At 46.5% G+C, this 23,205-nt stretch carries 25 protein-coding genes and 1 tRNA gene; 7 read left to right on the top strand and 19 right to left on the bottom strand.

The genetic code is table 11. The annotated features are described in order from the left end of the window. The first annotated feature begins 6 nt into the window (after window positions 1-6). Both H8S55_RS06235 and H8S55_RS06230 read left to right on the top strand, forming a co-directional pair. Window positions 7-960 (top strand): competence protein CoiA, encoded by a 954-nt coding sequence (locus H8S55_RS06235; RefSeq protein ID WP_186878237.1) that lies wholly within the window; start codon window positions 7-9, stop codon window positions 958-960. 13 nt (window positions 961-973) lie between these two features. Continuing rightward, entirely contained in the window at window positions 974-1,348 is a 375-nt protein-coding gene (locus H8S55_RS06230) for a hypothetical protein (RefSeq protein ID WP_186878236.1), read from the top strand. Window positions 1,349-1,661: 313 nt separating this feature from the next. Here the strand turns inward: H8S55_RS06230 and H8S55_RS06225 are convergent, their stop codons facing one another. The 10 genes from H8S55_RS06225 to H8S55_RS06180 all read right to left on the bottom strand — a co-directional run bounded on the left by H8S55_RS06225 (window position 1,662) and on the right by H8S55_RS06180 (window position 12,660). Further along, window positions 1,662-2,588, bottom strand: coding sequence for a site-specific integrase (locus H8S55_RS06225; protein WP_186878235.1), 927 nt, complete (start codon window positions 2,586-2,588; stop codon window positions 1,662-1,664). Further along, the gene (locus H8S55_RS06220) at window positions 2,551-3,231 is read right to left on the bottom strand and encodes a restriction endonuclease subunit S (RefSeq protein WP_243200481.1); all 681 of its coding nucleotides are present in this window, start codon (window positions 3,229-3,231) and stop codon (window positions 2,551-2,553) included. Before H8S55_RS06220 ends, H8S55_RS06225 begins: the two co-directional genes overlap by 38 nt. Continuing rightward, a complete protein-coding gene (locus H8S55_RS06215; RefSeq protein ID WP_186878234.1) occupies window positions 3,231-6,416 on the bottom strand; it encodes a type I restriction endonuclease subunit R, EcoR124 family in 3,186 nt (1,061 codons plus the stop codon). Before H8S55_RS06215 ends, H8S55_RS06220 begins: the two co-directional genes overlap by 1 nt. A 50-nt stretch (window positions 6,417-6,466) precedes the next feature. Next, a complete protein-coding gene (locus tag H8S55_RS06210) occupies window positions 6,467-6,886 on the bottom strand; it encodes a restriction endonuclease subunit S (RefSeq protein WP_207721781.1) in 420 nt (139 codons plus the stop codon). Between the two features lie 114 nt (window positions 6,887-7,000). Further along, entirely contained in the window at window positions 7,001-7,474 is a 474-nt protein-coding gene (gene ybiA, locus H8S55_RS06205) for a riboflavin biosynthesis intermediates N-glycosidase (protein WP_186878233.1), read from the bottom strand. Then, on the bottom strand, window positions 7,474-7,896 hold the full coding sequence (locus H8S55_RS06200) for a hypothetical protein (protein ID WP_186878314.1): 423 nt from the start codon (window positions 7,894-7,896) through the stop codon (window positions 7,474-7,476). The genes ybiA and H8S55_RS06200 overlap by 1 nt, the downstream gene beginning before the upstream one ends. Further along, window positions 7,896-8,549, bottom strand: a complete 654-nt coding sequence (locus tag H8S55_RS06195; protein WP_186878232.1) for a DUF3990 domain-containing protein — start codon at window positions 8,547-8,549, stop codon at window positions 7,896-7,898. Before H8S55_RS06195 ends, H8S55_RS06200 begins: the two co-directional genes overlap by 1 nt. After that, a complete protein-coding gene (locus H8S55_RS06190) occupies window positions 8,537-9,784 on the bottom strand; it encodes a restriction endonuclease subunit S (RefSeq protein WP_186878231.1) in 1,248 nt (415 codons plus the stop codon). The genes H8S55_RS06195 and H8S55_RS06190 overlap by 13 nt, the downstream gene beginning before the upstream one ends. After that, window positions 9,781-12,363 carry a type I restriction-modification system subunit M gene (locus H8S55_RS06185; protein ID WP_186878230.1) on the bottom strand — a complete coding sequence of 861 codons (2,583 nt, stop codon included), beginning with the start codon at window positions 12,361-12,363 and terminating at the stop codon, window positions 9,781-9,783. The genes H8S55_RS06190 and H8S55_RS06185 overlap by 4 nt, the downstream gene beginning before the upstream one ends. Window positions 12,364-12,450: 87 nt before the next feature. Next, window positions 12,451-12,660, bottom strand: a complete 210-nt coding sequence (locus tag H8S55_RS06180) for a helix-turn-helix domain-containing protein (RefSeq protein ID WP_186878313.1) — start codon at window positions 12,658-12,660, stop codon at window positions 12,451-12,453. A 167-nt stretch (window positions 12,661-12,827) separates the two neighbouring features. On the opposite strand from H8S55_RS06180, the gene H8S55_RS14100 reads away from it, so the two are divergent. After that, window positions 12,828-14,015, top strand: a complete 1,188-nt coding sequence (locus H8S55_RS14100) for a restriction endonuclease subunit S (protein ID WP_243200480.1) — start codon at window positions 12,828-12,830, stop codon at window positions 14,013-14,015. Between the two features lie 332 nt (window positions 14,016-14,347). Here H8S55_RS14100 and H8S55_RS06170 read toward each other — a convergent pair whose 3' ends face one another. The 6 genes from H8S55_RS06170 to H8S55_RS06145 form a co-directional block, all read right to left on the bottom strand. Next, a complete protein-coding gene (locus H8S55_RS06170) occupies window positions 14,348-14,671 on the bottom strand; it encodes a VOC family protein (protein ID WP_186878229.1) in 324 nt (107 codons plus the stop codon). Window positions 14,672-14,712: 41 nt separating this feature from the next. Next, complete coding sequence (locus H8S55_RS06165; protein WP_186878228.1) at window positions 14,713-15,231, bottom strand: DUF1097 domain-containing protein; 519 nt, start codon at window positions 15,229-15,231, stop codon at window positions 14,713-14,715. A gap of 181 nt (window positions 15,232-15,412) precedes the next feature. Next, window positions 15,413-16,300 carry a 3-hydroxy-5-phosphonooxypentane-2,4-dione thiolase gene (gene lsrF, locus H8S55_RS06160; RefSeq protein WP_186878227.1) on the bottom strand — a complete coding sequence of 296 codons (888 nt, stop codon included), beginning with the start codon at window positions 16,298-16,300 and terminating at the stop codon, window positions 15,413-15,415. Between the two features lie 3 nt (window positions 16,301-16,303). Then, window positions 16,304-17,302, bottom strand: a complete 999-nt coding sequence (locus H8S55_RS06155) for a dihydroxyacetone kinase subunit DhaK (RefSeq protein WP_186878226.1) — start codon at window positions 17,300-17,302, stop codon at window positions 16,304-16,306. Window positions 17,303-17,338: 36 nt separating this feature from the next. Next, window positions 17,339-17,947 carry a DAK2 domain-containing protein gene (locus H8S55_RS06150; RefSeq protein ID WP_186878225.1) on the bottom strand — a complete coding sequence of 203 codons (609 nt, stop codon included), beginning with the start codon at window positions 17,945-17,947 and terminating at the stop codon, window positions 17,339-17,341. A 190-nt stretch (window positions 17,948-18,137) separates the two neighbouring features. After that, the gene (locus H8S55_RS06145) at window positions 18,138-19,067 is read right to left on the bottom strand and encodes a sugar-binding transcriptional regulator (RefSeq protein WP_186878224.1); all 930 of its coding nucleotides are present in this window, start codon (window positions 19,065-19,067) and stop codon (window positions 18,138-18,140) included. 190 nt (window positions 19,068-19,257) lie between these two features. Between H8S55_RS06145 and H8S55_RS06140 the strand changes: the two genes are divergently transcribed. From H8S55_RS06140 to H8S55_RS06125, 4 genes are all read left to right on the top strand, one after another. Further along, window positions 19,258-19,530 (top strand): HU family DNA-binding protein, encoded by a 273-nt coding sequence (locus H8S55_RS06140; RefSeq protein ID WP_186878223.1) that lies wholly within the window; start codon window positions 19,258-19,260, stop codon window positions 19,528-19,530. A gap of 223 nt (window positions 19,531-19,753) precedes the next feature. Then, window positions 19,754-19,981: a helix-turn-helix domain-containing protein gene (locus H8S55_RS06135; RefSeq protein ID WP_177305688.1), complete on the top strand. Its 228-nt coding sequence runs from the start codon at window positions 19,754-19,756 to the stop codon at window positions 19,979-19,981. 5 nt (window positions 19,982-19,986) lie between these two features. After that, entirely contained in the window at window positions 19,987-20,223 is a 237-nt protein-coding gene (locus H8S55_RS14620; RefSeq protein WP_186878222.1) for a helix-turn-helix domain-containing protein, read from the top strand. Continuing rightward, entirely contained in the window at window positions 20,180-21,496 is a 1,317-nt protein-coding gene (locus tag H8S55_RS06125; RefSeq protein WP_366467509.1) for a tyrosine-type recombinase/integrase, read from the top strand. The genes H8S55_RS14620 and H8S55_RS06125 overlap by 44 nt, the downstream gene beginning before the upstream one ends. Window positions 21,497-21,553: 57 nt before the next feature. Here the strand turns inward: H8S55_RS06125 and H8S55_RS06120 are convergent. From H8S55_RS06120 to H8S55_RS06110, 3 genes are all read right to left on the bottom strand, one after another. Then, a tRNA-Pro gene (locus H8S55_RS06120) sits at window positions 21,554-21,629 on the bottom strand. 129 nt (window positions 21,630-21,758) lie between these two features. Beyond that, window positions 21,759-21,977: a DUF4926 domain-containing protein gene (locus tag H8S55_RS06115; RefSeq protein ID WP_186878221.1), complete on the bottom strand. Its 219-nt coding sequence runs from the start codon at window positions 21,975-21,977 to the stop codon at window positions 21,759-21,761. Window positions 21,978-21,993: 16 nt separating this feature from the next. Next, the gene (locus H8S55_RS06110) at window positions 21,994-22,914 is read right to left on the bottom strand and encodes a 3'-5' exonuclease (RefSeq protein WP_186878220.1); all 921 of its coding nucleotides are present in this window, start codon (window positions 22,912-22,914) and stop codon (window positions 21,994-21,996) included. Window positions 22,915-23,205: the final 291 nt, after the last annotated feature.

Genomic DNA, 23,205 nt, shown 5'->3' with positions numbered 1-23,205 from the left:
ATCACTTTGGAATATGCTTTGACAGCGGATCATCACCGCGTTCACGCATTCGATGCGGAGAAGGGGCAAGAGTATTACTGTCCTGTGTGCGGCAACCAGGTGATTCCTCGCCAGGGCGAAGTCAATTCGTGGCACTTCGCTCATGTGACCTCGTGTATGGATGACTGGAAATACGATATGTCTGAATGGCACCGAGGATGGCAATCGCGTTTTCCCGAAAATGTTCGTGAGATTGTCGTGGAACACAGGGGCGAATGCCATCGTGCAGACATCTTGATGGGCGGCTATGTCATTGAGTTTCAGCACAGTCCAATTTCTGCCGGTGAATTTGAACGGCGCAATAAGTTCTACACGAGGGCCGGCTATAAGGTGATTTGGGTGTTCGATGAGACCTACGCCTTTGGGAATGAGTATATCTCCAGCAGCCTGGATGATGAGAACAAGTTTGTGTGGAAGTGGCCGAATCGCATGCTCGCTTCAGTTGTTCCTCAGCGATCCACAGATATAGCAGTCGTTCTGCAGCTTACCGAAGACCATGATGACGACGGTTGCGAATGGCTCGTGAAGGTGGAGTGGGCGATCGTAGACGATGATGGGTATGCCGACTATCGCCGATTCTTCATTGATGATGGTTTTGCGCCAGATCTTTTTACTGAAGACGGCCTACAAAACATTCTGTTGAGCAAGCGGAAGCGGTTTGATGCCTTCCTCCGTGATAACCAACCCTATGCGCCGAAGTGCAGCCAAATCAAGGGTAATCCACGGGACTGGTACATATGCCCGAAAACGCACGATTGGCATAACAACCAATGCCGGGAATGTCAGAACAATTTAATCAACGAGTTCCGGACAGGAACGGATTATAGGCAAGGAGGTTTGTTCTTCTACTGTGCTTATCCTCGCATTATCCATGAAGCGGATAAGTATGGAGAGGTGCATCTCCCATCCATTCGATTTTAAGGAGGACTCCGACATGAAAAAGGAATATGACACCAGCGTGAAAGAGGCCATTGAACGAGTCATGAGCGTATTCTCCGAGTACATCAAAACAACTCCATACTTCGATATTGTATGGTCTGGTAAGGTCGGGTATATCTACATCAGTATCGATAGTTGCCGTGGTACTGTCGGCGACATGGACTGCATTGTAATTGATAGCCCCGAAGAGCTTCTGGATAAGCTGCTGTATGAAATGGCAGTGGATATCATGGAGGAAGGTGGGCACGACCTAAGCCCGGTAGAAGCGTCAGCATTGGAGCGTGCTGAGGTAGAACGGCGCCTTAATGTCTATCTGGAGCAGTTGCCTGAATACCAAGACCGTATCAGTTTTGTATTCGAACGCAAGTGATCTTCAAAGATAATCTCGGTAGAATATAGCGAGGTGCATATGGCAAAGAACATCAGCGCTTTCCATATTCAACGAGCAAAGGCCTTGTTTGCTGCGACAAAGCAGTTTCTGGGATAATTCTTATAAGAAAGCTGCGGGAAGTGCACTAAAGAAGGTAATACGATATGTCAGAATAATAGGTTATCCATTTGTCTGCAGTTTTGCTGGTGATGACATTATTGAGCTGGATTCTACAACAGATGAAATCAAGATGCCACCCTTTCGGATGGCATCTTTTTTATCACCTTTAATCAGCGCAAGCCGGTTTAATCTTTTAGCTCAAACTCGAAAGAGAGCGCATCACCAAGTCGATGTCTTTGTTTTCAAGTTCCTGAATGATGTGCAGATAGGTTTTTTGCGTAGTGGTCATACTCGAATGTCCAAGACGGCGGGCAACGCTCGCAATGGAAACGCCCGTAAATAACAGCAAAGAGGCGTGTGTATGTCGTAATCCGTGGACAGAGATGATAGGGATGTTACAGGCTTTGCAATGCCTGCCGAGAATGTCGTTCACCGTCGAATTGTAGACAGTGGAGTTGACAAAGATGGGCTTATCTTCGGGAAGGTGCTTTACCAATTCAGAAAATTGAATGACAGTTTGCCAGTCAATTTGAATTTTCCGCACAGACGACTTGTTCTTCGTAGGCTGGAAGCCGCCCTTTCCCTTGTAGTCCCAAGTCTTGCTTATGGACAGTGTTTGATGGGCAAAGTCGAAGTCTTTGGGGGTAAGAGCCAGTGCTTCAGAAAAGCGCATCCCCGTCTTTGCTACCAACAGGATAAAATAGTCCCAATTCACCTTATCCTTCAGGTCAAGCGAGATCAGCAGCGTGTGTAGCTCAAATTGATTGAGATACTTGATTTTCTTAGCAACCGGTGGCTTCCCCTTGATGATTGCCTTGCGAGTAGGATCTCTTTCAATCAAGCCCTCATCAACAGCATCAAGAATTGCTCCCTTGAGCTGGTGGTGAAAATCCATCGTGGTTTGGCGCTCGTGGAACTCAGCATAATCGTTCAACAGCTGCTGATAAGCTATCCGGTTCATATCACATACTCTCAGGTTCGGGACGAGCTTAACGAGCCATTTCTGCGTCATTAGGTACTTATCCATCGTCACCTTTCTGATTGCGCCCTTCTTATACACCGTAATCCATTTTGCATAATATTCACAGAACAAGTCTGTTCGTTTGGTTTCTGTTAGCATCAGAAGTCCTCCATTTCATTAAAAATGGCTTACGCTGATGAAGGGTGATAAGGTTGTCAATACCTCGCAGAAAGTGTCCAATTCTTTGCTGTTCCTCTTTTGACGGGGCAAACAAGTCGTACTCACCATACTCTTGTGCGTTTACACCCGGCTGTCCAGATCGCTGCGAGGTAATACGAATATACTTCTCATAGCTTGGCGAAAGGGTGCTTTGAAAAACAAATTCTGCATCATTGTCCTGATTGACTTTTGCCCGAATAAGGAAACCTGCAAAGTACACAATGCCGTCGTTTTCCCTGTAAATGTAGGTTTTTCCGACACTTGCACCAGTTCGTGCAAAGACAATATCTCCGCTTGAGAGTAGATATTTCGACATACCATCAAGGCAAATATCAGGGGACGAAAGATCAGAAAGCAAGAACTCTCTGCTGGCATCATCAATATCCGTGATTCTGATGTATTTGTTTTTTCCGTCAAACTCCTTAGCGGCTGCGTTAAGTCCATACTCAAAAGTACCGCACATTTCAGACAACTTACGCTGTTCCCAAGAAAAAGCAAGAGAGCCAAGGAAACACCTTGGCTCTCTTGTTAAGACCGCATATTTTTTCATTTTTCGGCTTGCTTTAGCGTTGATGGCACTCATTACGGCATATCAACCTCAAATCCACCGGTAAGAATGAACTGCCGCAAAAGCTGATCTGTTTTCATATTGACCTTGGGCGGAATCAACTTGGTTTGTTCATATGCTTCAAAGAACGCTTTTGCTTTGGACTTATCGACGCTCTTTTTCAGCTCGTCAAACCTGCCAAACTCATTGATAGTCGCTTCATTCAGGTTAAGCCCCATCATATTCCTGAGTTTATCCTCATCAAGACCGAAGATGGTTGCAAAACGGTGAATTTGGTCATCTTTTGCTCTAAACTGATACTCCGTGATGTAGTCACGAAGCGTTTTTCCGTCCTCGGCAATGACATCGCCTCGCTCAATGTCGTGCAGAAAGATATTTGCGTATTTCTGCTCCTCTTGCGTTAGGGCAGCAAAAGTCTTGTGTAGTTCTGCCTTTGCTTGCTCAATAGATTCCTCGGAAGAACCTTCCTGTCGAATCAATTTGAGGTACTTATCGAAACGACTGTTCATATAATCGGCATCAATAACCCCTGTGTCAATTTCAGTCAGGTATCCAACAAGATCGTATGGTATATCTATGTCTTGTGATCCGGGATCATCGGGAGAAGCAGCGGAAAGCTCTTTATAACGCTGTGCCAAAATCAAAAATGCGTTCTCATCAAACTCCATTGCAATCTCAATCGTTTTACCGCTTTCCTCATCCTTGAATGAGTAGGTGTGTTTGTCCCACCTAAATCCTTGGATTTTAGCAGCTTCAAGGTATCCGTTGAAATCTCTAAACAGTGAGGCAAACTTAGCTCTTACCGTTCCATCCGCAGGTAGCTTTTCAAAGTCAGGGATAACAGCGTTTTTGAACAGATACGCAATGTCATCAAACACAGAGTTGAGCTTTCCGAGGTTGTAAGACAGTTTTTCAACGAACAGACCTATCGGTCTATCGCCGGAATAGAGCTTAACCGCTTTGCTCACATTCTGCTCCATCGTATGCGGCTTGCGATAATATCTGATTATGCCAAAAGGCTTATCGGGTCCGAAAAGTCTGTTGGTTCTGGAAAATGCCTGAATGATGTTCTCATACTCCAGTATCTTATCCATATACAGCGTATTGACCCACTTAGAGTCAAAGCCGGTAAGCATCTGATCCACTACGATCAAAAGGTCGAGTTGCTTTTCAGGCTCTCTTTCGATCCGCTTATATTGTTCTTTGTGGGCAAGGCGTAGAGAAAGATCTTTTTTGAAGCGAGCGTGTGTAGTAATCGAAAAATCCTGACCAAACATCGCATTATAGTCAGTGAGGATTTCAATCAAGCCTTTCTCTTTATAGAAAGCAATCGGCTGCCCCTTGTATTCTTTGTAATCACCATCTTCATTGCTGATATTGGGGTCAAAAAGGCAACTGATTCTGAGTCCCGGCATTGCAGCCTTCAGCAGTCGATAGTAGTCTATTGCTTCGGGGATGCTGCTCGTTGCAAAGATTGCGTGAAATTTCCCGTTGTGGCTCAAAGTTAGCCAGTTTTCTTGAATATCCTCAACGACCTTGCTTTGATGCTCCGAGGAAAGATACTGAGCCTTTGGAAGATAATCTTCAATGCCCTTGACCCACTTGCCGTCATCGCCCAAGAAACCTGCCATCTTAACGGTGGAGGAGTCCATATACTCATAGAATATTTTTGCCTTTTTCGGATCGCTGATCGCTTCTTCTTCGGTTGCTGCTTTTGCTTTTTCCAAGGCAACCACTTTGCGGACATCCTTATCACGGAAGGTCAGGACTTTATAAGGATCAAATCCAAGCACATTCTTATCCCTGATACCATCAGCAATGCTATATCTATGAAGTTCATTGCCAAAAACATCTGTTTGGGCATTGTTTTTCTTTGCGTTCTCCTCAAACACCGGTGTTCCGGTGAAACCGAAGAAAATCGCATTAGGAAATGTTTCCTTTATAATTGAGAGCATATCTCCAAAAGTCGAGCGATGGGCTTCATCAACGATAAAGACAAGTCGCTTGCCGTTGATTATTTCAATGTCGCTTGCGTTAAGCCCACCGTCCTCATCCCGGATATTACTCATCTTCTGAATAGAAGTGACGATTAGGGTATCTGCTGTGGCGTTACTCTTCAGCTTTGACAAAAGGACATAGGTATTCTCTGTTGCCTGTACTGTTTCATTTTCATCTGCAAATGCCCGATACTCCTTGAGTGACTGGGTTCCTAACTCGATGCGGTCGGTAAGGAAGATGACTTTATCGGCATCATTGGAGTTTGCAATCAACTGAGCTGACTTAAAACTCGTCATCGTTTTGCCCGAACCTGTGGTATGCCAAATGTATCCGCCACGCTGCTTCCCGCTATCCCATTTTGTCTTAGATACCACATCGGAGATAGCACTGGCTGCGTAGTACTGATAGCTTCTCATCACCTTCAGAACACCGTCAGCATTATCGGCAACAGTATAGAACCCGATGAGTTGGTGCGCCATAGGAATGGACAGCAGAGAGGAGGCGATCGCTTTCCAATCATTGATCGGTTCGTTGTTAAAATCTGCCCAATGGAAATAGTAATCCGTGTTGAATTTCCCATCGGGACCGGGGTTAGCAAAATAGCGGGTTTCTTCAGGGTTCATTGCAACAAAAACCTGAACGAGAGAGAACAGTCCTGTAAAAACGCCCTCATATGAGTATTTCTCAATCTGATTATACGCTTGACTGACAGGGACACCGCTGCGCTTCAGCTCGATATGTATGACCGGCATACCATTGATGAGCAGCATCAAATCGCCACGGCGGTCATTCAGCATTTTTGACTTGCTCGGAAAAACCGGTTGCTGTGCGATTTGATACCGGCTCTGTCCGGCGGCGATTTCTCTGCGATCATATATTTTCAAGCTGATTTCCGTGCCACAATGGAGCTTATCATCAGGGTTGTCACGCTTGATAGATACAGTTTTCCCGTTGATAAGGCCGTTGAGCTTCAACGGGGTTCTGAGTTCCGTGATCTGCTCGATGATCTGCTGCATTTCCCCATCCGTAAGAGGATAGTTATTCAAGCGGTCAATTCCACGGTTGTTGTCATACAGAATCTTTGCCCAATTTCGGATGAGGTCTTGCTCGGTCGGGTTCTTGATAACTTCTTTTTCCCAACCTTTATCCGCTAAGACTTTAATCAGGGCTTCCTCAAAGTCTGCCTCTTTTTGGAATGTCATACGATTTCCTCCTCTCTGCGGTGAAAGCAGCCTTTCACGCTAAGGTTTATTTAAGGGTGCAAGCGCAAATGCTTACGCTGATGAAGGGTGATAAGGTTGTCGAGAGTATCAAAAAACTTTCCAATTTTGCGTTGTTCCTCAAGTGATGGGAGAGATACCTCGCCCATACAGAGTTTGTCATAATAGAAGTAAAGTCGAACACCGCCCTCTTGCAACTGCCAAATCAACTTTTGAAAATCAGGCGACTTGAACCAGTGCCACAGAAGTCTGTCATCAACATCATCGGAAGTCTTAAAAATCTCGTAAAGTGAGCTAACTATGACATTTTTCCCGGTGTTTTGATATCCAATCGAGCCAACATTTATTCTTGCCGGATTGTAGGCAAACGAGTTTGGAGAAACGATATAGTACATTCTTTTATTAGCTTCTCGCATAGTGCCACCATTTTCAAACTTCTCGTCTTGCGGCACAAATCCGCTCTCGTTGGTTATTGAATAACTCTCCAACGGCAGGTTTTCTCTATTCTTTTCTCCCGACAGAAAAGTTATCTCGGAGAACTTACGCTGTTCCCAAGAATATGCTGATTACAGCCTTTCACGCACCATCATCAGGGCATAACCCAGCAGATTTTGCCCCCGCCATTTTGCCCGGTCAAGTCTGCTTGGATCACGCATGGATAAACCAATGCCCCAAATCCGATCATTTACAGCACACTCAGCAAGAAATGCATTTCCAGTATCTTTCAGTCTCTCCCTTAGATCAGGGTTCTGCGTAAACTTTGCGAAAAGCCCCTCATAGACGACAATTTGTCGAATACCGTTCCATAGGCTCTCATCATAGCCGGATACAAGCCGTCCAAGAGCCTTTATCTCGGCAGCATTATCCGTAGCAAGAATCTGTGTGGCAACCTTTTCATCGCCAAAGGAAAGTGCCTTGCGGTACATCATATACTGCTCCATTGAGGAAAAGGTGATACCATTGTGCGTAAATGTGGAAGGATACCAGTTGCTAAGGTATCCATTCTCTTCGTTATTGTTGTGAAAACAGATAACAGTCATCACACTTCTCCTACTTTTTTTACTGCCAAATCAAGTTCCAAGTCATGGAGCCCTGCGTAGGCTTTTTTCAAAAAGGACACAGGAATCTTCTTGACCAGTTCCGCACTAGACAAGCCGTAAAACCACTGATAATAGGCGTAAAACTCTCCAATCCAAGCTGGCATAAACCCGCCCATCGCCTTTCCTTCTTTAAGACAATAGCTTTCTGTTTCGGTGAAATAAGTCCAAAGCTCCTTCGCATCCATTGTATTGACATACGCTTTTGCCTCGTCAATACTCTTTCTCGTTTTGCTTGCCATATAGGTGTTAATGAACTCCTCAGTATCTTTGTCGGGATACTGCTGTGCAACAAGGTCAAAGAGCTTGCCCTGGTTTTCTACAACATCGTCTAAGTATGCCTCTGCATACGCTCGCACTATCATCACCTCTCAAATAAAGTGCTGAACACCTTTGTGACCTTGTTTGCGTCGGAATCAACAAGTTCACGCATATTGTTTCTTGCAGACACATCTCTCTGGTTGTATCTGTCGTTAAACTCTGCATAAGGGACAACAAGTAGCTCGTCGCTTTTTTCTCTCAGATTCGCATAGGCTGCTTTGGATTTGATGCAGTACTGGAGACCTAACCCGCCCAACGAGAGCAGCTCTTCAAGAATATCAATATCGATATTGTCCCGAACAAATTCTTTCGCAATATAGAAGTAAGAAGCGTTAGCTCTCCAGCCACGAATGACATCGTAATCGCTTGTGTCAATGCCATACTTCTCGATGAACTTCTCTGCGAGCATACGATATCGTTTGGAATCAGCTGCCTCCCTATGCTTCATCAGTTCTGCAAGCCACGCCAGGACATCCCGCTGCTGGAAATCTAAGATTCTTAGTCCGTCGGTATCAAGTTCGTACTTATGGACCCATCCGTTTGTATTATTAGGTCGGCAGACCGCCCATTCTTTTGCAAGTTCAATACTCTCGGTTAGATAAAAGCCTTTGCCATAGTCGTGCTTTTCATCCCCGCCACCGTATTGGGGAACTACGAGCTTATTGGGAGTACCGTGGTATAGAGTTATGATTCCCATTTCCTCGTTCCTCCATAAACGAACATCTTCTCAAGCATGGATTTCTTGATATTTTGGAGCTTTTCCAACTCACGCTGATGAAGGGTGATAAGGTTGTCAAGCTGGCTGAAGAAAGCACCTATTTGCTGCTGTTCAGCGTATTGAGGAACCATAACGGTCTTTGCTAACAGTTCATCTTTAGTAATGCCTTTAATCGATGTTCCTTGTACTGCATTCAACTCGGATTGCAGCTTTTTATAGCAAGCATATACCGTGAAAAGTGGCTCTGCATTGAGCTTGCTCAGCGATAGAAAATCTTGGCTGGTAGCATAGGAATACGGCATAAATGCGAGCTTTCCAACACCTACACGGGTAATAATTGCTATTGAGTTTTTAGGTACAAGTTGAGTTGCAGAATTGTTTAATCCATACTGAGTTATACGCTTCCTCGGTACAACGCCGAACAACCTTCCATCAACTACATCAGAGGACTGTATCCACGGAATATCACCATCCCAATATGCCTCATTTAATGTCGAAGGAGTACCGCCACCATAGGTCTTTTCAGCTAATTCCGATACCTTACGCTGTTCCCAAGCGTCAGTAAATCCCTTGAAGCGAATTTCGGGGTAACTGCAGCCATTTTGCGGGAACATCTTTTCGAGCATTGACTTTTTCACATTCGTCAACTTTTCAAACTTACGCTGATGAAGGGTGATAAGGTTGTCGAGTTTTTCAAAATATTCGCCTATTTTCTTTTGTTCGTCCAAACACGGCACTTTGAATTCCATTTTGGAAAACATATATCCCGTGATTTGGTTGATTGTTGCTCCCATATTCATTGCGATTTCTTCTTCAAATCTTGAAGTATTAAGTAAAGCATTTGTAAACTCTGGACATTCCGAACGAATACCAGTCATAAACGCTCCGATTACCGTGTTGGGCATAAAAGCCTTAATTTGTGCGTGTTTTCCGATGAGTGAACGAGAGCCATTACGAACAACAACAACTATATCGCCGACTTTAACATTCTCAGAATTAACAACTTGCGGATTTACATAGATATTATCTGCATCGACAACCTCACCGTTGCTTACATTTGATGAACGAAGCACAAGAGTTCCATTTTCCTGAACATCATTAGGCGTATAAGTTAATCCTGAAAAGAACTCGACAAACTCAGTCAACTTACGCTGTTCCCAAGCGTCCGAGAAACCTTTGAAGCGAATTGCGGGAGCATCTGGTTTTTTCGTCATTCTGCACTACCTCCCAGCAATTTCTTCAACTCACCAAGTCCCAGCATATCAAACTCGTTACCCTCAAGGTCGTCGATCATTCCCGAAAGTGTAGCTTCGGTTTCGCTGATCTGCTGTTCGACCTCAAAGAAAGTTGTCGCATACTTGTTCTGTAGGGCTTGAATTTTGCTTACCAAACTGTCGATTACGGTATCAGGCAGCTTGTGAATGCTCTCAATAAGAGGAGCGATCCACTTCTTTTTAAGCAAATCCAAAGCCTGTTCGTCACTCAGGTTTTCAATCGTATCCTTTGTTTTTGCCTGCAACGCAACACTCTTTGCCTTGATTTGCGCTTTGATTTCTTTCTCGCTCTTGACCAAAGACTCAACCTTTTCTAAGAGTGTACAGAGCGCAACGCTTTCAGGAGAACGGTCTTTCTTCAGTTCTTTGATCTTTTTGGATACTTCTTTCGGAACGAAAGCATCGCCTTCATCGGTGAGAACATCGTTGCAGCTCTCTTTATCCTCCTCTGTCATTTCATCAAGGATGGACTCATATTCAGACGGGATTTCCGCCAAACGGCTTTCCAAACCGTGGAGCTCATCCGTTTCTGCGGAGAGCAAAGTCGCCTGTACCAAGTCAAACGGGATTATGTGACCTACCCAGCCTTCTTGCACCTCCTGATCTTTGCCATCCTTTTTCTTGATGACAAGGTTCGGATCGACTTCCTTTGTCGCAGAAAAGCCCTCGGTCTGCAAGACCTCAAGATCAATAGAAATTCCAGTCCAATCGTCGTCAAGGAGTTGGAACGCCGCATATTTGTCGATAAGCGGAATATCCTTCAGACGCTCAAAAATATCAGCGCTCAGAACGGTTTCAGCCTTAGAGATTTCAATGCTTTCCATCCGGTCGATAAGTTCTTCTTTCAGGAACGCCGGGAAAGTAGAAAAGGCGGCATTAAAAGCATCCTCAAATCCGACCACATCGGGGTGGCTCTTGATGGCGCTCTTAATGTCATCGACAGACACATTCACATAGGGGATGCCACTCTCTGTAAACAGAGCCTTTTTCAGTGCCGGGAACGCCGTCCAAAATTCGCCCAGCTCTTCAATTTCTGCCGTCGGGATACCGCCAAACATAGACGCATAGACATCCCAATGCTCGGCTGCTTCAGATGAGTCCACATAGCGAGGAATGTTCAGGTTATAATCATTGCTGCGAATTTCTTCACGACTGACAACTCGTGAAAACTTCGGGACGCTTTCACGCTTGATAAAGGTGTCTGCTATGCGTTTAATGTCAGACGCACGGAGCTTGTTATTTTTACCCTCTTTGATAAATCCCTTGGATGCGTCGATGATAAGAACATCGGTGTTCTCACGCTTTTGGCGCAGCACCATAATAATGGTGGGGATCCCTGTCCCGAAGAAGATATTTGCAGGCAACCCGATAATGGCGTCGATATGGTTATTCTCGATCAGGTTTTTTCTGATTTCACCTTCCTCACCGCCACGGAACAGTACGCCGTGGGGAAGAACAATTGTCATAATGCCGTCCGGTTTGATATGGAACAGGTCGTGAAGTAGGAAAGCATAGTCGGCTTTTCCTTTGGGAGCAAGTCCAAAACGAGCATAACGAGGATCTCCCTCTTTATTAGACGGATCCCAAGCCTGCGAATACGGCGGATTGGATACGACCGCATCCACATAGAGAGGGTTATAGGTATTGACCGGATCATTTTCATCAAAGTACGGCCAATCCTCCTCGAGAGTATCGCCGTTACGAGTGATAATGTTAGCGGGATCAATGCCTCTCATAACCAAATTCATTCGGGTCAGGTTATAAGTATTCTCTTTCAACTCCTGAGCGTAATACTGAATATTGTTGTCGTCGCTCATATACTTCGCAACGCTTTGACCAATATTGATAAGCAGTGAGCCCGAACCGCTTGTCGGGTCGTAGATTTTGATTTCACTTTTACCCTTCAAATGACTCGCAACGATCTCGGACATCAGAAGCGATACCTCGTGCGGGGTGTAGAACTCGCCAGCTTTCTTTCCAGCATTTGCTGCAAAGTTACTGATAAGATATTCGTAGATGAAACCGAGAACATCGTAGTCCTGCTTGCCATCCATAGGAATATCTTTTATCAGCGTCAGCAGCCCACTAATTGCTTTCGTTTGTGAACCGGAGCTATCGCCAAGTTTGGAAAGGCCTGTTTGCAGGGTATCAAATACTTTTTCAAATACCCTTTTATGCGAATTAGAAATTAGTCGGCTAAATGCAGAAAGAGCATCACGGACATTTGAAACATCAAAGTCCTTACCCATCGTGAGCCAAGTGGAGAAAAGATCCTTATAGGCAATAAAGTAGCCTATGTTTTTTTGGATCCATTCAACTGTTTCGGCATCTTCCTCCGATACGGTTTTCAGGAGTTCATTATCATAGTCGTTCTCCTTCAAGAACTTAACTTCCTTATCGGAAAGATACTTGTAAAAAATAAAGCCTAGTATGTAATCCTTATATTCATTTGCTTCAATTTTGGAACGCATTTGATTTGCGGAAGCCCATATTTTCTGAGCAAGTTGTTGCTTATTCATTCTGTGACCCCATCCTTTTTCTTTTTCTAAGGGCAACGTACTACCCCCCTATTATGATACACACAACTAGTGTCCCATAAAACGGACTTACTTTTCGTCAGAAACAAACTCCATAATATCGTCAGTTGTACAATTCAAAGCGGAGCAGATTTTTCCCAACACTTCAGTGCTGACATTTTCATCACGACTAAGCTTATTCATTGCGTATTTTGTGAGCCCTGCAGCTTCCTGCAAATCTCTTTTCTTCATATCTCGATCAAGCAGAATGTGCCAGAGTTTTTTATAGCTTACAGCCATCATATCATTCCTTTCTCTCGGCCCGCGAGTAAGTACTAAAATACATTTTATATTATAGCATATAATCCTGGAATAGCAACTATAAATCCCGAAATATCAAACTTAATTCCTATATTTCATACCTGTGTAAGCTCGACTGTAACCGAATAGCTTGGGAACAGCGTAAGTTGGGTGAACTCGTTGACAGAGTAGTTCGCAAGAATACAAACAACGAATCTACGCTACCATTAACAATCTCGGCACAATATGGTTTGGTTGACCAAATCACATACTTTAACAACCGTGTTGCAAGCCGAGATGTGAGCAATTATTACTTGGTGCTGAATGGCGAATTTGCCTACAACAAAAGTACCTCTGACGGCTATCCATTCGGCGCGGTCAAAAGGCTTGATCTATATGAAAAAGGCGTATTATCAACGCTCTACATCGTTTTTTCTCCGAAAAAAGAGCAGCAGGTTGACTCGGATTTTCTGACCGTTTTCTTCGATACAGATAGGTGGCATAAGGGTGTAGCCGAGAGAGCTGCCGAGGGCGCAAGAAATCACGGCCTGCTCAATATTTCTGCTGAAGATTTCTTTGACATAGACCTTTCTGTACCTAAAGATGTTGCAGAGCAAAAACAAATCGGGGCGTTTATTCGCCAGCTCGACAACCTTATCACCCTTCATCAACGACAGCCATTTTTGCATTCACCTCCGGATATTTCTCTGATTGTCCAACTGACACCCCCTTTTTATACATTCTCTTGGGAACAGCGTAAGTTAGAAGATTACCTTACTGTTTCCGCCGAAAAGAACACTGGCAACATATATGGTAAGTCTGATGTTTTGTCCGTTTCAGGCGACTATGGAATAGTTAATCAGATTGAGTTTCAAGGTCGTTCTTTCGCTGGTGCATCAGTATCAAATTACGGTGTCGTTCAGACGGGTGATGTAGTATATACAAAGTCGCCTCTTAACTCTAATCCGTATGGAATAATCAAGACAAACAAAGGAAAACCAGGCATTGTTTCAACTTTGTATGCCGTTTATCATCCGAAGGAAAATGCTTTTTCGGACTTCATTCAAGTGTATTTTGAGCAGCACGCACGAATGAATAACTATATGCATCCATTGGTCAATAAGGGTGCAAAGAATGATATGAAAGTATCCGCTGAGAACGCCTTGAAAGGTCCGGTATGTTTTCCTTCCCGCATTGAGCAGGAAAGTATTTCAGCGTTCTTTTCAGTCCTCGACAACCTTATCACCCTTCATCAGCGACAGGCAATTGTATATGCGGTAATTCGCAGTATACGAAAAGTAATTTTAGCCGAAAGACAGTATTTTGCTCCACCGATGGTACGAAAATCCCCCTGATCACTCTCTGCGAATAGTTTGCTATACTGTTCTAAAAGCATTAATGCGATTGTAATGCGAGCATCGGAAAAGGGCGACGTTTTATGGAGAAGAATTGCACCATAATGTCCATTGTTTTTTGAAATATCTCACTAATTTGTTTATGGCATTTTGAAACACATATTTGATTTCGATCGACCAAAAATGCCATCAGCCAAAAAGTATGCTTTTTGGTATACATAGAGCCAGCCCATCAGGACAGACCTTGTATAGTTCAGCAGAACAACCGCAAGAAAAAAGACGAGCAGATTGCTGCTCGTCTTTTTGCATTTACTTTTTTGTGGCTTTGAAACTCAAGCCTCCTGGTAGAGTTCCAGAATGGCGCCATCTTTCCAGACAAATGCCAGCCGATCGCCCTTGTCATTGGCTGCCATCGGGCCGCAGATGACGCTGTCGGCATCGGCAATGTACTTCTCCAGGTCGTCCACCTTATAGGCAACATGCGGGTTGCGGTGGATCTCCTCAGGGAAAGGTGTGCCCTCCTCAAACTTCAGGTACTCGATCTTATAGTCATAGTCGTCAACATTGCTAACCCAGAACTTTGCACCTTCATTGTAAGTCATGTTGGGCTTGCGGTTCGTGATAGGAATACCGATGTGCATATAGGTAGCGGACATAACGAGTCTCCTCCTTTTATTTGCAGGACATACCTGCTATATTACTTATTGACGTACTTGGCCTCATACCAGCCCCGGAAAGTGATCGTCAGCCAGCCAAAGACCAGACCGATCAGGGCATAGATCCCCTCGCTGATGAAGGCATTGCCGAAGGTAGCACCGGGGATATAGCTCATGATACCGAAAAACACACCCGCGCCGACGAACACGGCAGGAACAAAATTGATCATCTCTGGGGCAATATCGAGATACAGGATGATAGGAACCAGTACCAGCAGCACCAGGGGCATGGCCCAAAAGCCCAGCGCCCCCAACTGGCCGCCACAGAAGATAATGGCGATGGAAGCTACCATGCCGATCACATAGCCAATCATGGCGCGGACACCGTTCTTAACGGTGCAGCCGCCCATGAAGTACACGGCCCAAGCCTGGAAAGAGATCCATCCGCCGCCGGCGAAAAGGGGAACGATACCGGCGCAGATGGCCTGGTCAATAGCCTGGAGGACAGCGGCCTGTAGGCCGATAAATAAAGCGATGGGAAAGTATTTCTTTGCAGTCATGGAAGGATCCCTCTTTTCTTTAAAATAAATCCTTCGCATTGCAATTTATTCAAATGTAGTATATAATCAAATTGCTGCGCGAAGGCGGTGATCTTATCCTCGCACGATGAGATCACATTGACGTATTCCGCAGTTTCCGGGAGGGCCCTTCTTTTGAAGGGCCCTCTTCTATTTTATTTGCCTATGCGTTCTGATTTTTAACTTCCTGATAGACCTCATAGGCCTGTTTGGCGGTATAGCCCTCATGGACAACTTTACCAATGGCCTGAGCCATACCCGCGGGACAGTCGGACTGGAAGATATTCCGGCCCATGTCTACGCCGTGAGCTCCCTGATCAATGGCCTGATAGGCCATCTCCAGTGCATCCAACTCCGGCAGCTTCTTGCCGCCGGCAATGACGATGGGCACCGGGCAGGCAGCGGCTACCCGCTCAAAGCCCTCGCAGAAGTAGCTCTTGACCACGTTAGCCCCGTTTTCCGCCAGCACGCGGGTGGCCAACTGGAAGAACTTCTCCGTCCGCTCCATCTGTTTGCCTACGGCCACCACTCCCAAGGTGGGAATGCCGTAGCGGGTACCGGCATCAGCGGTGCGGCACAGCAACTCCAGCGAACGGGACTCGCCGGGAGTGCCAATAAAGGTTTGAACCGCCATGCAGTCGGCATTCATCCGGAGGGCGTTCTCAATATCGCAGGCGATTCCACCGCCGTTGGACATATCGTCGAACAGAACAGTCGTATCGTAGGTCACTCGGACGCACTTGGCTACCTGCGCGGAGGGAGAGATGCAGGAGCGGATCATGCCCTTAGTCCCCATCAGCACATTGACATGAGGGATCAGGGGCGGGATGACAAGGTCGATACGCTCAAGCCCCGCCGTAGGACCCATTATGTAGCCGTGATCAAAGGCCAGCATGACCGTGTTGCCTGACTTGGGATCAAACAGCCGCGCCATACGGTTTTTCATTCCCCAGTCACAGTTGGAGGCGCCTTTTACATAGAAGCCCTCCTGTACAGCAGGCACATCCAAATGATAATCGTGTGCTGCCTTATTTCCAACATTATCGGCCATGGCTTACTCCTTGCTGAACGCGGGCGTGTGGCAGGGTGTATTCCACAGGCGGGTGAACTCCTCATCCCACTTGGCAATATTCATCTGGAAACCGCCGGCTTCCTGCACGGTGAGGATCTCACCGACCATGCTCCCGACGACCTCAATGTCCTTGGCTTTCAAGAATTCCACAGTATCTTTGAACAGCACCAGCATCTCCATCATGGTAGTCGCGCCGCAGCCGTTGATCATAACGAAAGCCTTATCGCCAGCCTTCAACTCCAGATTTTTGCACAGAGCCTCAGCCACCAGGGCCACCGTCTCCTTAGAGGACGACATAGGCACTCGGATGCCGCCGCCCTCGCCATGCTGACCGGCACCGATCTCCATCAGATCTGTCTCGCCCAGATCACCGAAGGACATTCCGTTCTGGGGGTGCGTGGCATCGGTGGACTTAACGGTGATGGACGCCATGTTGTCGGCATAGCGCTGAGCAAGGTCAGCCACCTCATCCAGGCTCTTTCCTTCTCGGGCTGCGGCTGCGGCAATGTGGTAGAGAGCCACCGCACCGGCCAGACCGCGCTTGTTATCCTCGCCGTTGGGATCGTACTGGATTTCCTCGCCGGTAACTACCTGACGGACATTCAGGCCAGCCTTCTGAGCCAGCTTCATCGCCTGCTTGCCAGCCAGCTGGTCACCGGCATAGTTTAAGGTCAGCAGCAGCACGCCGTGCCCCTTATCCGCCAGCTTCATGGCGTCAAACACCAGCTTGCCGTTGGGGGCAGCGAAGATATCGCCGACAGCCTGGACATCCAGCATACCTTTGCCCACAAAGCCAGCCTGAGCGGGTTCGTGGCCGGAGCCGCCATAGGTCACGATCGTCACACGGTCGGCGTCGGCCAGATCCTTGCTGATGACCAGATGACCGTCCACATCAAGAATGTCGGGGTAGGCCAGACCCAGGCCAACCAGTTCCTCATCGGTAATCGTTTCGGGGGCATTGATAAACTTCTTCATGTTCATGTAAAATACCTCTCATTTCAGATCAGTTGTTTGTACTCAGAACTGCGCCAGCCCGCGGAAAAAATACGCCATTGAAGTTGCGCCCGCGTCCGGCGTTCCAATGGTCTGTGTGCCATAGCTTTTCGCCCGTCCAAACTTGGACACGAACTGTTTACTGGCTTCGGCACCTCGAGTCGCTGCCTCAGCTGCTGCGGCAAACAACTCCTGCTCGTCATTTCCTGTGTATGCCGCGATTGCCTCGCTGGCGGGGATCAGGGCATCCATCATGGTCTTGTCGCCCACCTGGGCACCCGACATCTCATTCAGCGCCTCAAGAGCCCGAGCAAAAATTGCCTGAAGTCCTGCGGTGTCGATCTCGTCTCCGTCGGGGGCATTTTCCTGCATTCCATCCAGCCAAGTATTCCACAGGGGAACGGCGCTGCCTCCATTCAACACCATAACAGCCATAGCCGCATCATCCAGCATGGACTGAATGCCGCCGTCGGATTCGGCCACCGCACCGGAGATCGCACCGGCGATCTTGGTCATGGTCAAGCCGTGGTCGGCATCTCCAAACTTGGAGTCAATTTCCGTCAGTTCCTGCTCTGCAGCCGTCACCGACGCGCAAGCCTGCTGCAGCCGTGCTGCAAATTCTGTTTTCGTCATTTCGCTTCACCTCCTTCCATCGCCCTTGTGTTACATTTGTGAATTTATGATAATGTAGAGCGTAACAGATGTCAATAGCAGAGACAGAATTTCACCATATATACCGAATACAACCTATTAAAAATGTGCAATTTGTCAGAATAACAATGACGCTCGGAATAAATCATATTCCGAGCGTAACATATGTAACTTATTTGTCGAATAATGCCTGCACAAGAGAAGACCGGGCGACAATATGCGTCAGCACATTGGACCGCAGGGCACCGCACAGGGCCTTCTCACTGGTATTTGCCGAACAGACTCCGATGATGTTCGGGCATTTCCGCAGAAGATCAAGCGGGATTTGAATGGCAAAATCCTGATCCGACTGGATGACCGTCCCGTCCTCGTTGAAATAGTAAATGAGCATCCGGCCGCAGGCGTGCTGCTTCTGGAGCAAGTCGCCATAGCGAACGAGTGAGGCAAAGTCAGGGCTGGACGGATAATTGCCGATATTGACGAGGGCGGTATCAATCTGTTCCCACTGCTGTTCGATCTGGTGATAGACCTCCGTTGAGCAGAGCAGGCGTTTCTCCTCTTGGTTGTCCGGCAATGCAGGCAGGTAGAGAAAGTGCGAAGCTGCGCCAAACTGTTGTGCCATCAAGCGGACATTTTCATTGGATTGGTAATTCCGAGCAGGGATATTGGCATTGCCAACCAGCGGGCAAATATCTGTGATGGAGCTGTCTTGCTGAGGATTTGTCTCCAACCATGTCACGAGCTGTCCGATCAAATAGCCCCAGCCAACTCCAAGCCGTTGAGTTCCTATATTCTGAAGCAGTTCGACCGCTCCCTGAGAAAGCGCGCGATTGGTTTCGTCCTCATCTTTCCCATCTTCTATTAAAACGCCGTTTTGAATGGCGCTGTACAAATGTAGCCGCTCCATCAGGCGCTCCGCCCGCGCCCCCGGCTCATGGATCGTAATTTCCACCACACCAAGTTCACGCGCTTCAGAAAGCATCCGGCTGACTAAGGGCCTGGAAACCCCTAATTCCTTTGCAATATCGCTCTGCCGCTGATTTTCCAGATAGTATCTGCGTGCGACATACGCTAATTTCTTTTGCTTTTCCTGACTGAGCATAGCATCGTTCCTCCGTGTGTATGTTACATATGTTACTTTAGCATAACGGGCCGACCTTTGCAAGGGCCAGCACTTATGCATTCAGCAACGAGTATACGCCGGCAATGGATCAAGAAAGTATTGCCATTCCATCTCACACTCGTTATAATAACAAAGCGCCAAAGATACATAATCAAAGAAGGGGAAAAACATGAATAAGACTGAATTGATTGCTGCAATGGCTGAAACGAGTGGCCTTTCCAAGAAGGATTGTGAGACTGCTCTCGCAGCATTTATCACAACTACTGAGAACACTCTGAAGGCTGGCAACAAGGTGCAGCTGGTGGGCTTCGGCTCTTTCGAGGTCAAAGAACGTGCTGCCCGTACTGGCAAGAATCCTGCAACAGGTGAGCAGATTGATATCCCTGCATCTAAGGCACCTGCGTTCAAAGCAGGAAAGGCTTTCAAAGACGCCATCCAGTAATTTGAAAACCCATAGAGAGGCACTTACGGTATTGATCCGTAAGTGCTTCTTTTTTAGCTAATCTCATAACGTCCCAACGCAACTGTCGTTTAATTGCGGCAAATTCGCCACAAATAAAATGCAGTTTCTGCTTTCTATTGCTGATAATTTGTACGAACCTGTTGTTGGTTACCAAACCTCCTCGTAAGTATTGATATAGATTACTTCACAGGAGGAATGCAAAATGAAAAGTTGCCAGTATAAGAGTTCCGATGAGCTCCCCCTTATCCTCAATGTTCAGGAGGTGTCCAATTTCCTCGGCCTCGGGCTGTCTCAGGTCTATGAGCTTGTGAAGCGCATCGACTTTCCTGCCTTCAAAGTTGGAAGTCGTATCTTCGTGCCGAAAGACAAATTCCTTACCTGGCTAAATGTGCAAACAGAAGAGAAGGACTCTCTCTTCTATACGGAGTGACAAGGATGGACGATAGTAAGATGCCGCGAATCCGGCGCAAAGAAGATCTTCCGGATGTGATGACGATGCCGCTCGTTGCAAAGACCCTCGGATGCAGTCTTACGGTTGCATATAGACTTCTAAAGAGAGATGACTTTCCCCATACGGTAAGTGGTCAAAGGGTCTATATTGACAAAGGAAAATTTCTCTCGTGGCTTGATGCTCAGACGCAAATGGAAAAGGGAGATCATTATGGCTGGTAGGCAAAGAGCGAATGGCGAAGGCAGCATTCGAGAGAGATACCCCGGCTGTTGGGAAGGTCGATATACTGCCGGCTACGATATTCTAACGGGAAAGCGTATTCAAAAGGGCGTTTTTGCTAAGACACGAAAAGAATGCACAGCGAAGCTGGCACGAGCCATCCAACAGGATACAGGGCCTTATTATCGCAAGGGCAAAGGATATGATTCACAGCCCCTTTCTACATGGATTCGGCTTTGGTTTGATTCCTACACAAAGCCAAATCTTCGCCCTAGCTCAGCAGATGGTTATAGGAGCATGATCGAGAACCACATCATCCCGGTTTTGGGCCATATCCAGCTTTCAAAACTCAGCTCGATTCAGATCCAACGATTCTACAATGATCTGCACACACATGGCCGCTTAGACAACCATGGAAATCGGAAATATGAGCCATTGTCTGCAAGCACCGTGAAGCACATTCATGCGGTATTGAGCGGCGCTCTGAAACAGGCGGTTAAGGAGCGGATTATTCCCTTCAACCCTTGCGATAACTGCAAAATTCCAAAGCGTGAAAAGAAAGAAATGCACGTCCTGCCGCAGGACAAGATAGGTGCATATCTGGATGAGGCAAAGCGACTTGGGGTCTATGCGCTTTTCTATTTGGAATTGACAAGTGGGCTTCGACGGGGAGAATTACTTGGCCTGGAGTGGGCCGACTTGAATCCGGAAACACGAATGCTGACGGTTAACAAGCAGCTCACTCGTTCTGGGGGAGAGTTGTGCATTTCTGTACCGAAGACTGAGAATTCGATTCGAACAATAGCTCTTCCGGAGAATACTGTTGCTTTGCTCATAGATGAGCACAACAAGCATCCGGATAGTCCCCTCATGTTTTGGTGTCCGAGAACTAATGGTTACTGGAGTCCGGACTCTCTTCGACATTTACACAAACAAATGCTCGCCGCTGCCGGAGTGGATGAAAGCGTTCGCTTTCATGACTTGAGACATACATTTTCGACCTTAGCAATTCAGAGCGGCGTAGATGCAAAAACGGTCGCTGGCATGCTCGGCCACTATAGTGCCGCATTCACGCTGGACACTTACACGCATGTGACAGAACAAATGAAGCGAGGCGCGGCTGAAAAGATCGGCGTTTTTATGAACGCAAGTGTCAATGTGCAGGTTAATGTCGTTCACTCACCGAGTGCGGTAGTGCGTGGTGATTATGAATCGGATCTGGCTAACTGCCTAAACCCGTCGAATTCGACGGATTTAGATCCAACATCACAGTAGACATTGAACAAGGAAAAGGGACTCTGAAATCAGCAATTTCAGAGTCCCTTTTTTCGTTGGTCCGAGTAGTGCGACTCGAACGCACGGTCTCCTGGTCCCAAACCAGGCGCGATACCAACTTCGCTATACCCGGATGTATTATATTATTATAACAGGTCAAAATGCGCATGTCCAGTCCTCTATATAGCTTTTTGCATTTTTGCATTTTATGGAATCCTGCGCTCTAAACGCCATTGAGTGCGTCTTGCACAGATTAAATCTGCTATGTTAGAGTCAGGGCTGTTTCGACCTTTTGTAATTGCGCTGGAGTGTACTCTGTATAAAGGGATGCCTCTATTGTATTCCCATCTTCATCAAAGAATTCAACGGTAAATGCTTTGCCGTTACCGAGTACATCGACAATGGTTCCTTCAGTCCCTGCTTTGACCCCAGTTTCGGGATCATCATTTTTCAAGGTAACGGTATCGAAAAGCTTCAACATGGTTATTTCCTCACAGTCAAAACGAGTATGCGGGGATCACATATTTGCTCCATGCAGCAGCCTGCTCCATACACTGCTGATAGTCCGTTCGCAGTTCATCCGTCAGAGCATAGACCAGCCGCTTCACAACAACCTTATTCTCTGCAATCGGTCGGAATTTGAGGCTAATAAGGTATTCTTGTCCATCGCTGCACTGTGATAGAGACAGGAGATTTGTACCCGTCTTTCGGATCCAGTTTTCTCCCCAGACGATCTCGCCGCAATGTGGACACTCGAAGGATACAACGTAATCATCGCTCAGAGCATCGCCAATATCGGCATAGGGCTCTTCAAACTCGTAACTCTCAACGATGCCATTTCTATTCTCTACGGTCTCCTTGTACTCGTTCAGTCCCCTTATGAGGTCTAAATGTGTGCAGAGAAGCGCTGTGCTCCTTGCGTCATTTAGGGCATCGTGGGAATCAAATGGAACCTCGCCGACGATCGCCAATGCATTGGCCAATGCGTATTGCTTTGTATCGTGTGTAACTTGATCCACAAAGATGTTCTGTAGATTGAAACACGGGGGCATAAAGCTGGTATCAATATTATGGAGATCCATATTCTTTCGCAAAATACGAAGATCTTCCGTCCCCCAGGCCAGGAACACAAAGTCATCGCCACACCAATCGCAGAAAGAATTAAACACCGTATGGAACCCTTTCCCTTTTTGTAAATCCCGATTGGAAAGTTTAGTGATCTCCGCTACCTTGGGGTGAAGCTCTGTATAGTACTGAGGCGCAATCTGTTCATTGAAGGAGTCTACCACTTCAAGAGTCTGATTTAGCTTGATTGCTCCAATCTGAATAATCTCACCTGTCAAGAAAACCGGATCTTTGACCATCTCAGAAAAGGTAAGCGCCTGATTCCACTCCATATCCATGACAATGTACTCCACGGCAATTGCTCCTTCTTTCGTTCGATTGTAATCATCATAGAGCTGTCGGTGTCCAAAAGAACGGACAATGCGAATTATCCCTATTGGCACATTGAATACAGATGATTATCAAATTACCTGCAAACAAAAAAAGCCCCTTTCGGGACTTGTGATTTACACGAAAAAGATGAGCCTTGACCACCAGCAAAAGCAGTCAAGGCTCATCTTTCGTTCTTAGTATCTAACATCAATTTAACCTCGCTTTCTTGAGTTGAGAGGGAGTTAGCTGTACATTGGACTCACCCTTTCTGT

Origin of the sequence: Flintibacter faecis, assembly GCF_014287875.1 — a bacterium.
GTDB classification, from domain to species: domain Bacteria; phylum Bacillota; class Clostridia; order Oscillospirales; family Oscillospiraceae; genus Lawsonibacter; species Lawsonibacter faecis_A.
The sequence above is the reverse complement of the archived record's forward strand: the minus strand, read 5'-3'. Positions and strand labels throughout refer to the sequence as shown.

What these genes read in the sequence shown, in the direction of transcription:
- H8S55_RS06230 (WP_186878236.1), top strand. Translation starts at nt 974, where the DNA reads ATGAAAAAGGAATATGACACCAGCGTGAAAGAGGCCATTGAACGAGTC.
- H8S55_RS06225 (WP_186878235.1), bottom strand. Translation starts at nt 2,588, where the DNA reads ATGCTAACAGAAACCAAACGAACAGACTTGTTCTGTGAATATTATGCA.
- H8S55_RS06220 (WP_243200481.1), bottom strand. Translation starts at nt 3,231, where the DNA reads ATGAGTGCCATCAACGCTAAAGCAAGCCGAAAAATGAAAAAATATGCG.
- H8S55_RS06215 (WP_186878234.1), bottom strand. Translation starts at nt 6,416, where the DNA reads ATGACATTCCAAAAAGAGGCAGACTTTGAGGAAGCCCTGATTAAAGTC.
- ybiA (WP_186878233.1), bottom strand. Translation starts at nt 7,474, where the DNA reads ATGACTGTTATCTGTTTTCACAACAATAACGAAGAGAATGGATACCTT.
- H8S55_RS06200 (WP_186878314.1), bottom strand. Translation starts at nt 7,896, where the DNA reads ATGATAGTGCGAGCGTATGCAGAGGCATACTTAGACGATGTTGTAGAA.
- H8S55_RS06195 (WP_186878232.1), bottom strand. Translation starts at nt 8,549, where the DNA reads ATGGGAATCATAACTCTATACCACGGTACTCCCAATAAGCTCGTAGTT.
- H8S55_RS06190 (WP_186878231.1), bottom strand. Translation starts at nt 9,784, where the DNA reads ATGACGAAAAAACCAGATGCTCCCGCAATTCGCTTCAAAGGTTTCTCG.
- H8S55_RS06185 (WP_186878230.1), bottom strand. Translation starts at nt 12,363, where the DNA reads ATGAATAAGCAACAACTTGCTCAGAAAATATGGGCTTCCGCAAATCAA.
- H8S55_RS06180 (WP_186878313.1), bottom strand. Translation starts at nt 12,660, where the DNA reads ATGGCTGTAAGCTATAAAAAACTCTGGCACATTCTGCTTGATCGAGAT.
- H8S55_RS06170 (WP_186878229.1), bottom strand. Translation starts at nt 14,671, where the DNA reads ATGTCCGCTACCTATATGCACATCGGTATTCCTATCACGAACCGCAAG.
- H8S55_RS06165 (WP_186878228.1), bottom strand. Translation starts at nt 15,231, where the DNA reads ATGACTGCAAAGAAATACTTTCCCATCGCTTTATTTATCGGCCTACAG.
- lsrF (WP_186878227.1), bottom strand. Translation starts at nt 16,300, where the DNA reads ATGGCCGATAATGTTGGAAATAAGGCAGCACACGATTATCATTTGGAT.
- H8S55_RS06155 (WP_186878226.1), bottom strand. Translation starts at nt 17,302, where the DNA reads ATGAACATGAAGAAGTTTATCAATGCCCCCGAAACGATTACCGATGAG.
- H8S55_RS06150 (WP_186878225.1), bottom strand. Translation starts at nt 17,947, where the DNA reads ATGACGAAAACAGAATTTGCAGCACGGCTGCAGCAGGCTTGCGCGTCG.
- H8S55_RS06145 (WP_186878224.1), bottom strand. Translation starts at nt 19,067, where the DNA reads ATGCTCAGTCAGGAAAAGCAAAAGAAATTAGCGTATGTCGCACGCAGA.
- H8S55_RS06140 (WP_186878223.1), top strand. Translation starts at nt 19,258, where the DNA reads ATGAATAAGACTGAATTGATTGCTGCAATGGCTGAAACGAGTGGCCTT.
- H8S55_RS06135 (WP_177305688.1), top strand. Translation starts at nt 19,754, where the DNA reads ATGAAAAGTTGCCAGTATAAGAGTTCCGATGAGCTCCCCCTTATCCTC.
- H8S55_RS14620 (WP_186878222.1), top strand. Translation starts at nt 19,987, where the DNA reads ATGGACGATAGTAAGATGCCGCGAATCCGGCGCAAAGAAGATCTTCCG.
- H8S55_RS06125 (WP_366467509.1), top strand. Translation starts at nt 20,180, where the DNA reads ATGCTCAGACGCAAATGGAAAAGGGAGATCATTATGGCTGGTAGGCAA.
- H8S55_RS06115 (WP_186878221.1), bottom strand. Translation starts at nt 21,977, where the DNA reads ATGTTGAAGCTTTTCGATACCGTTACCTTGAAAAATGATGATCCCGAA.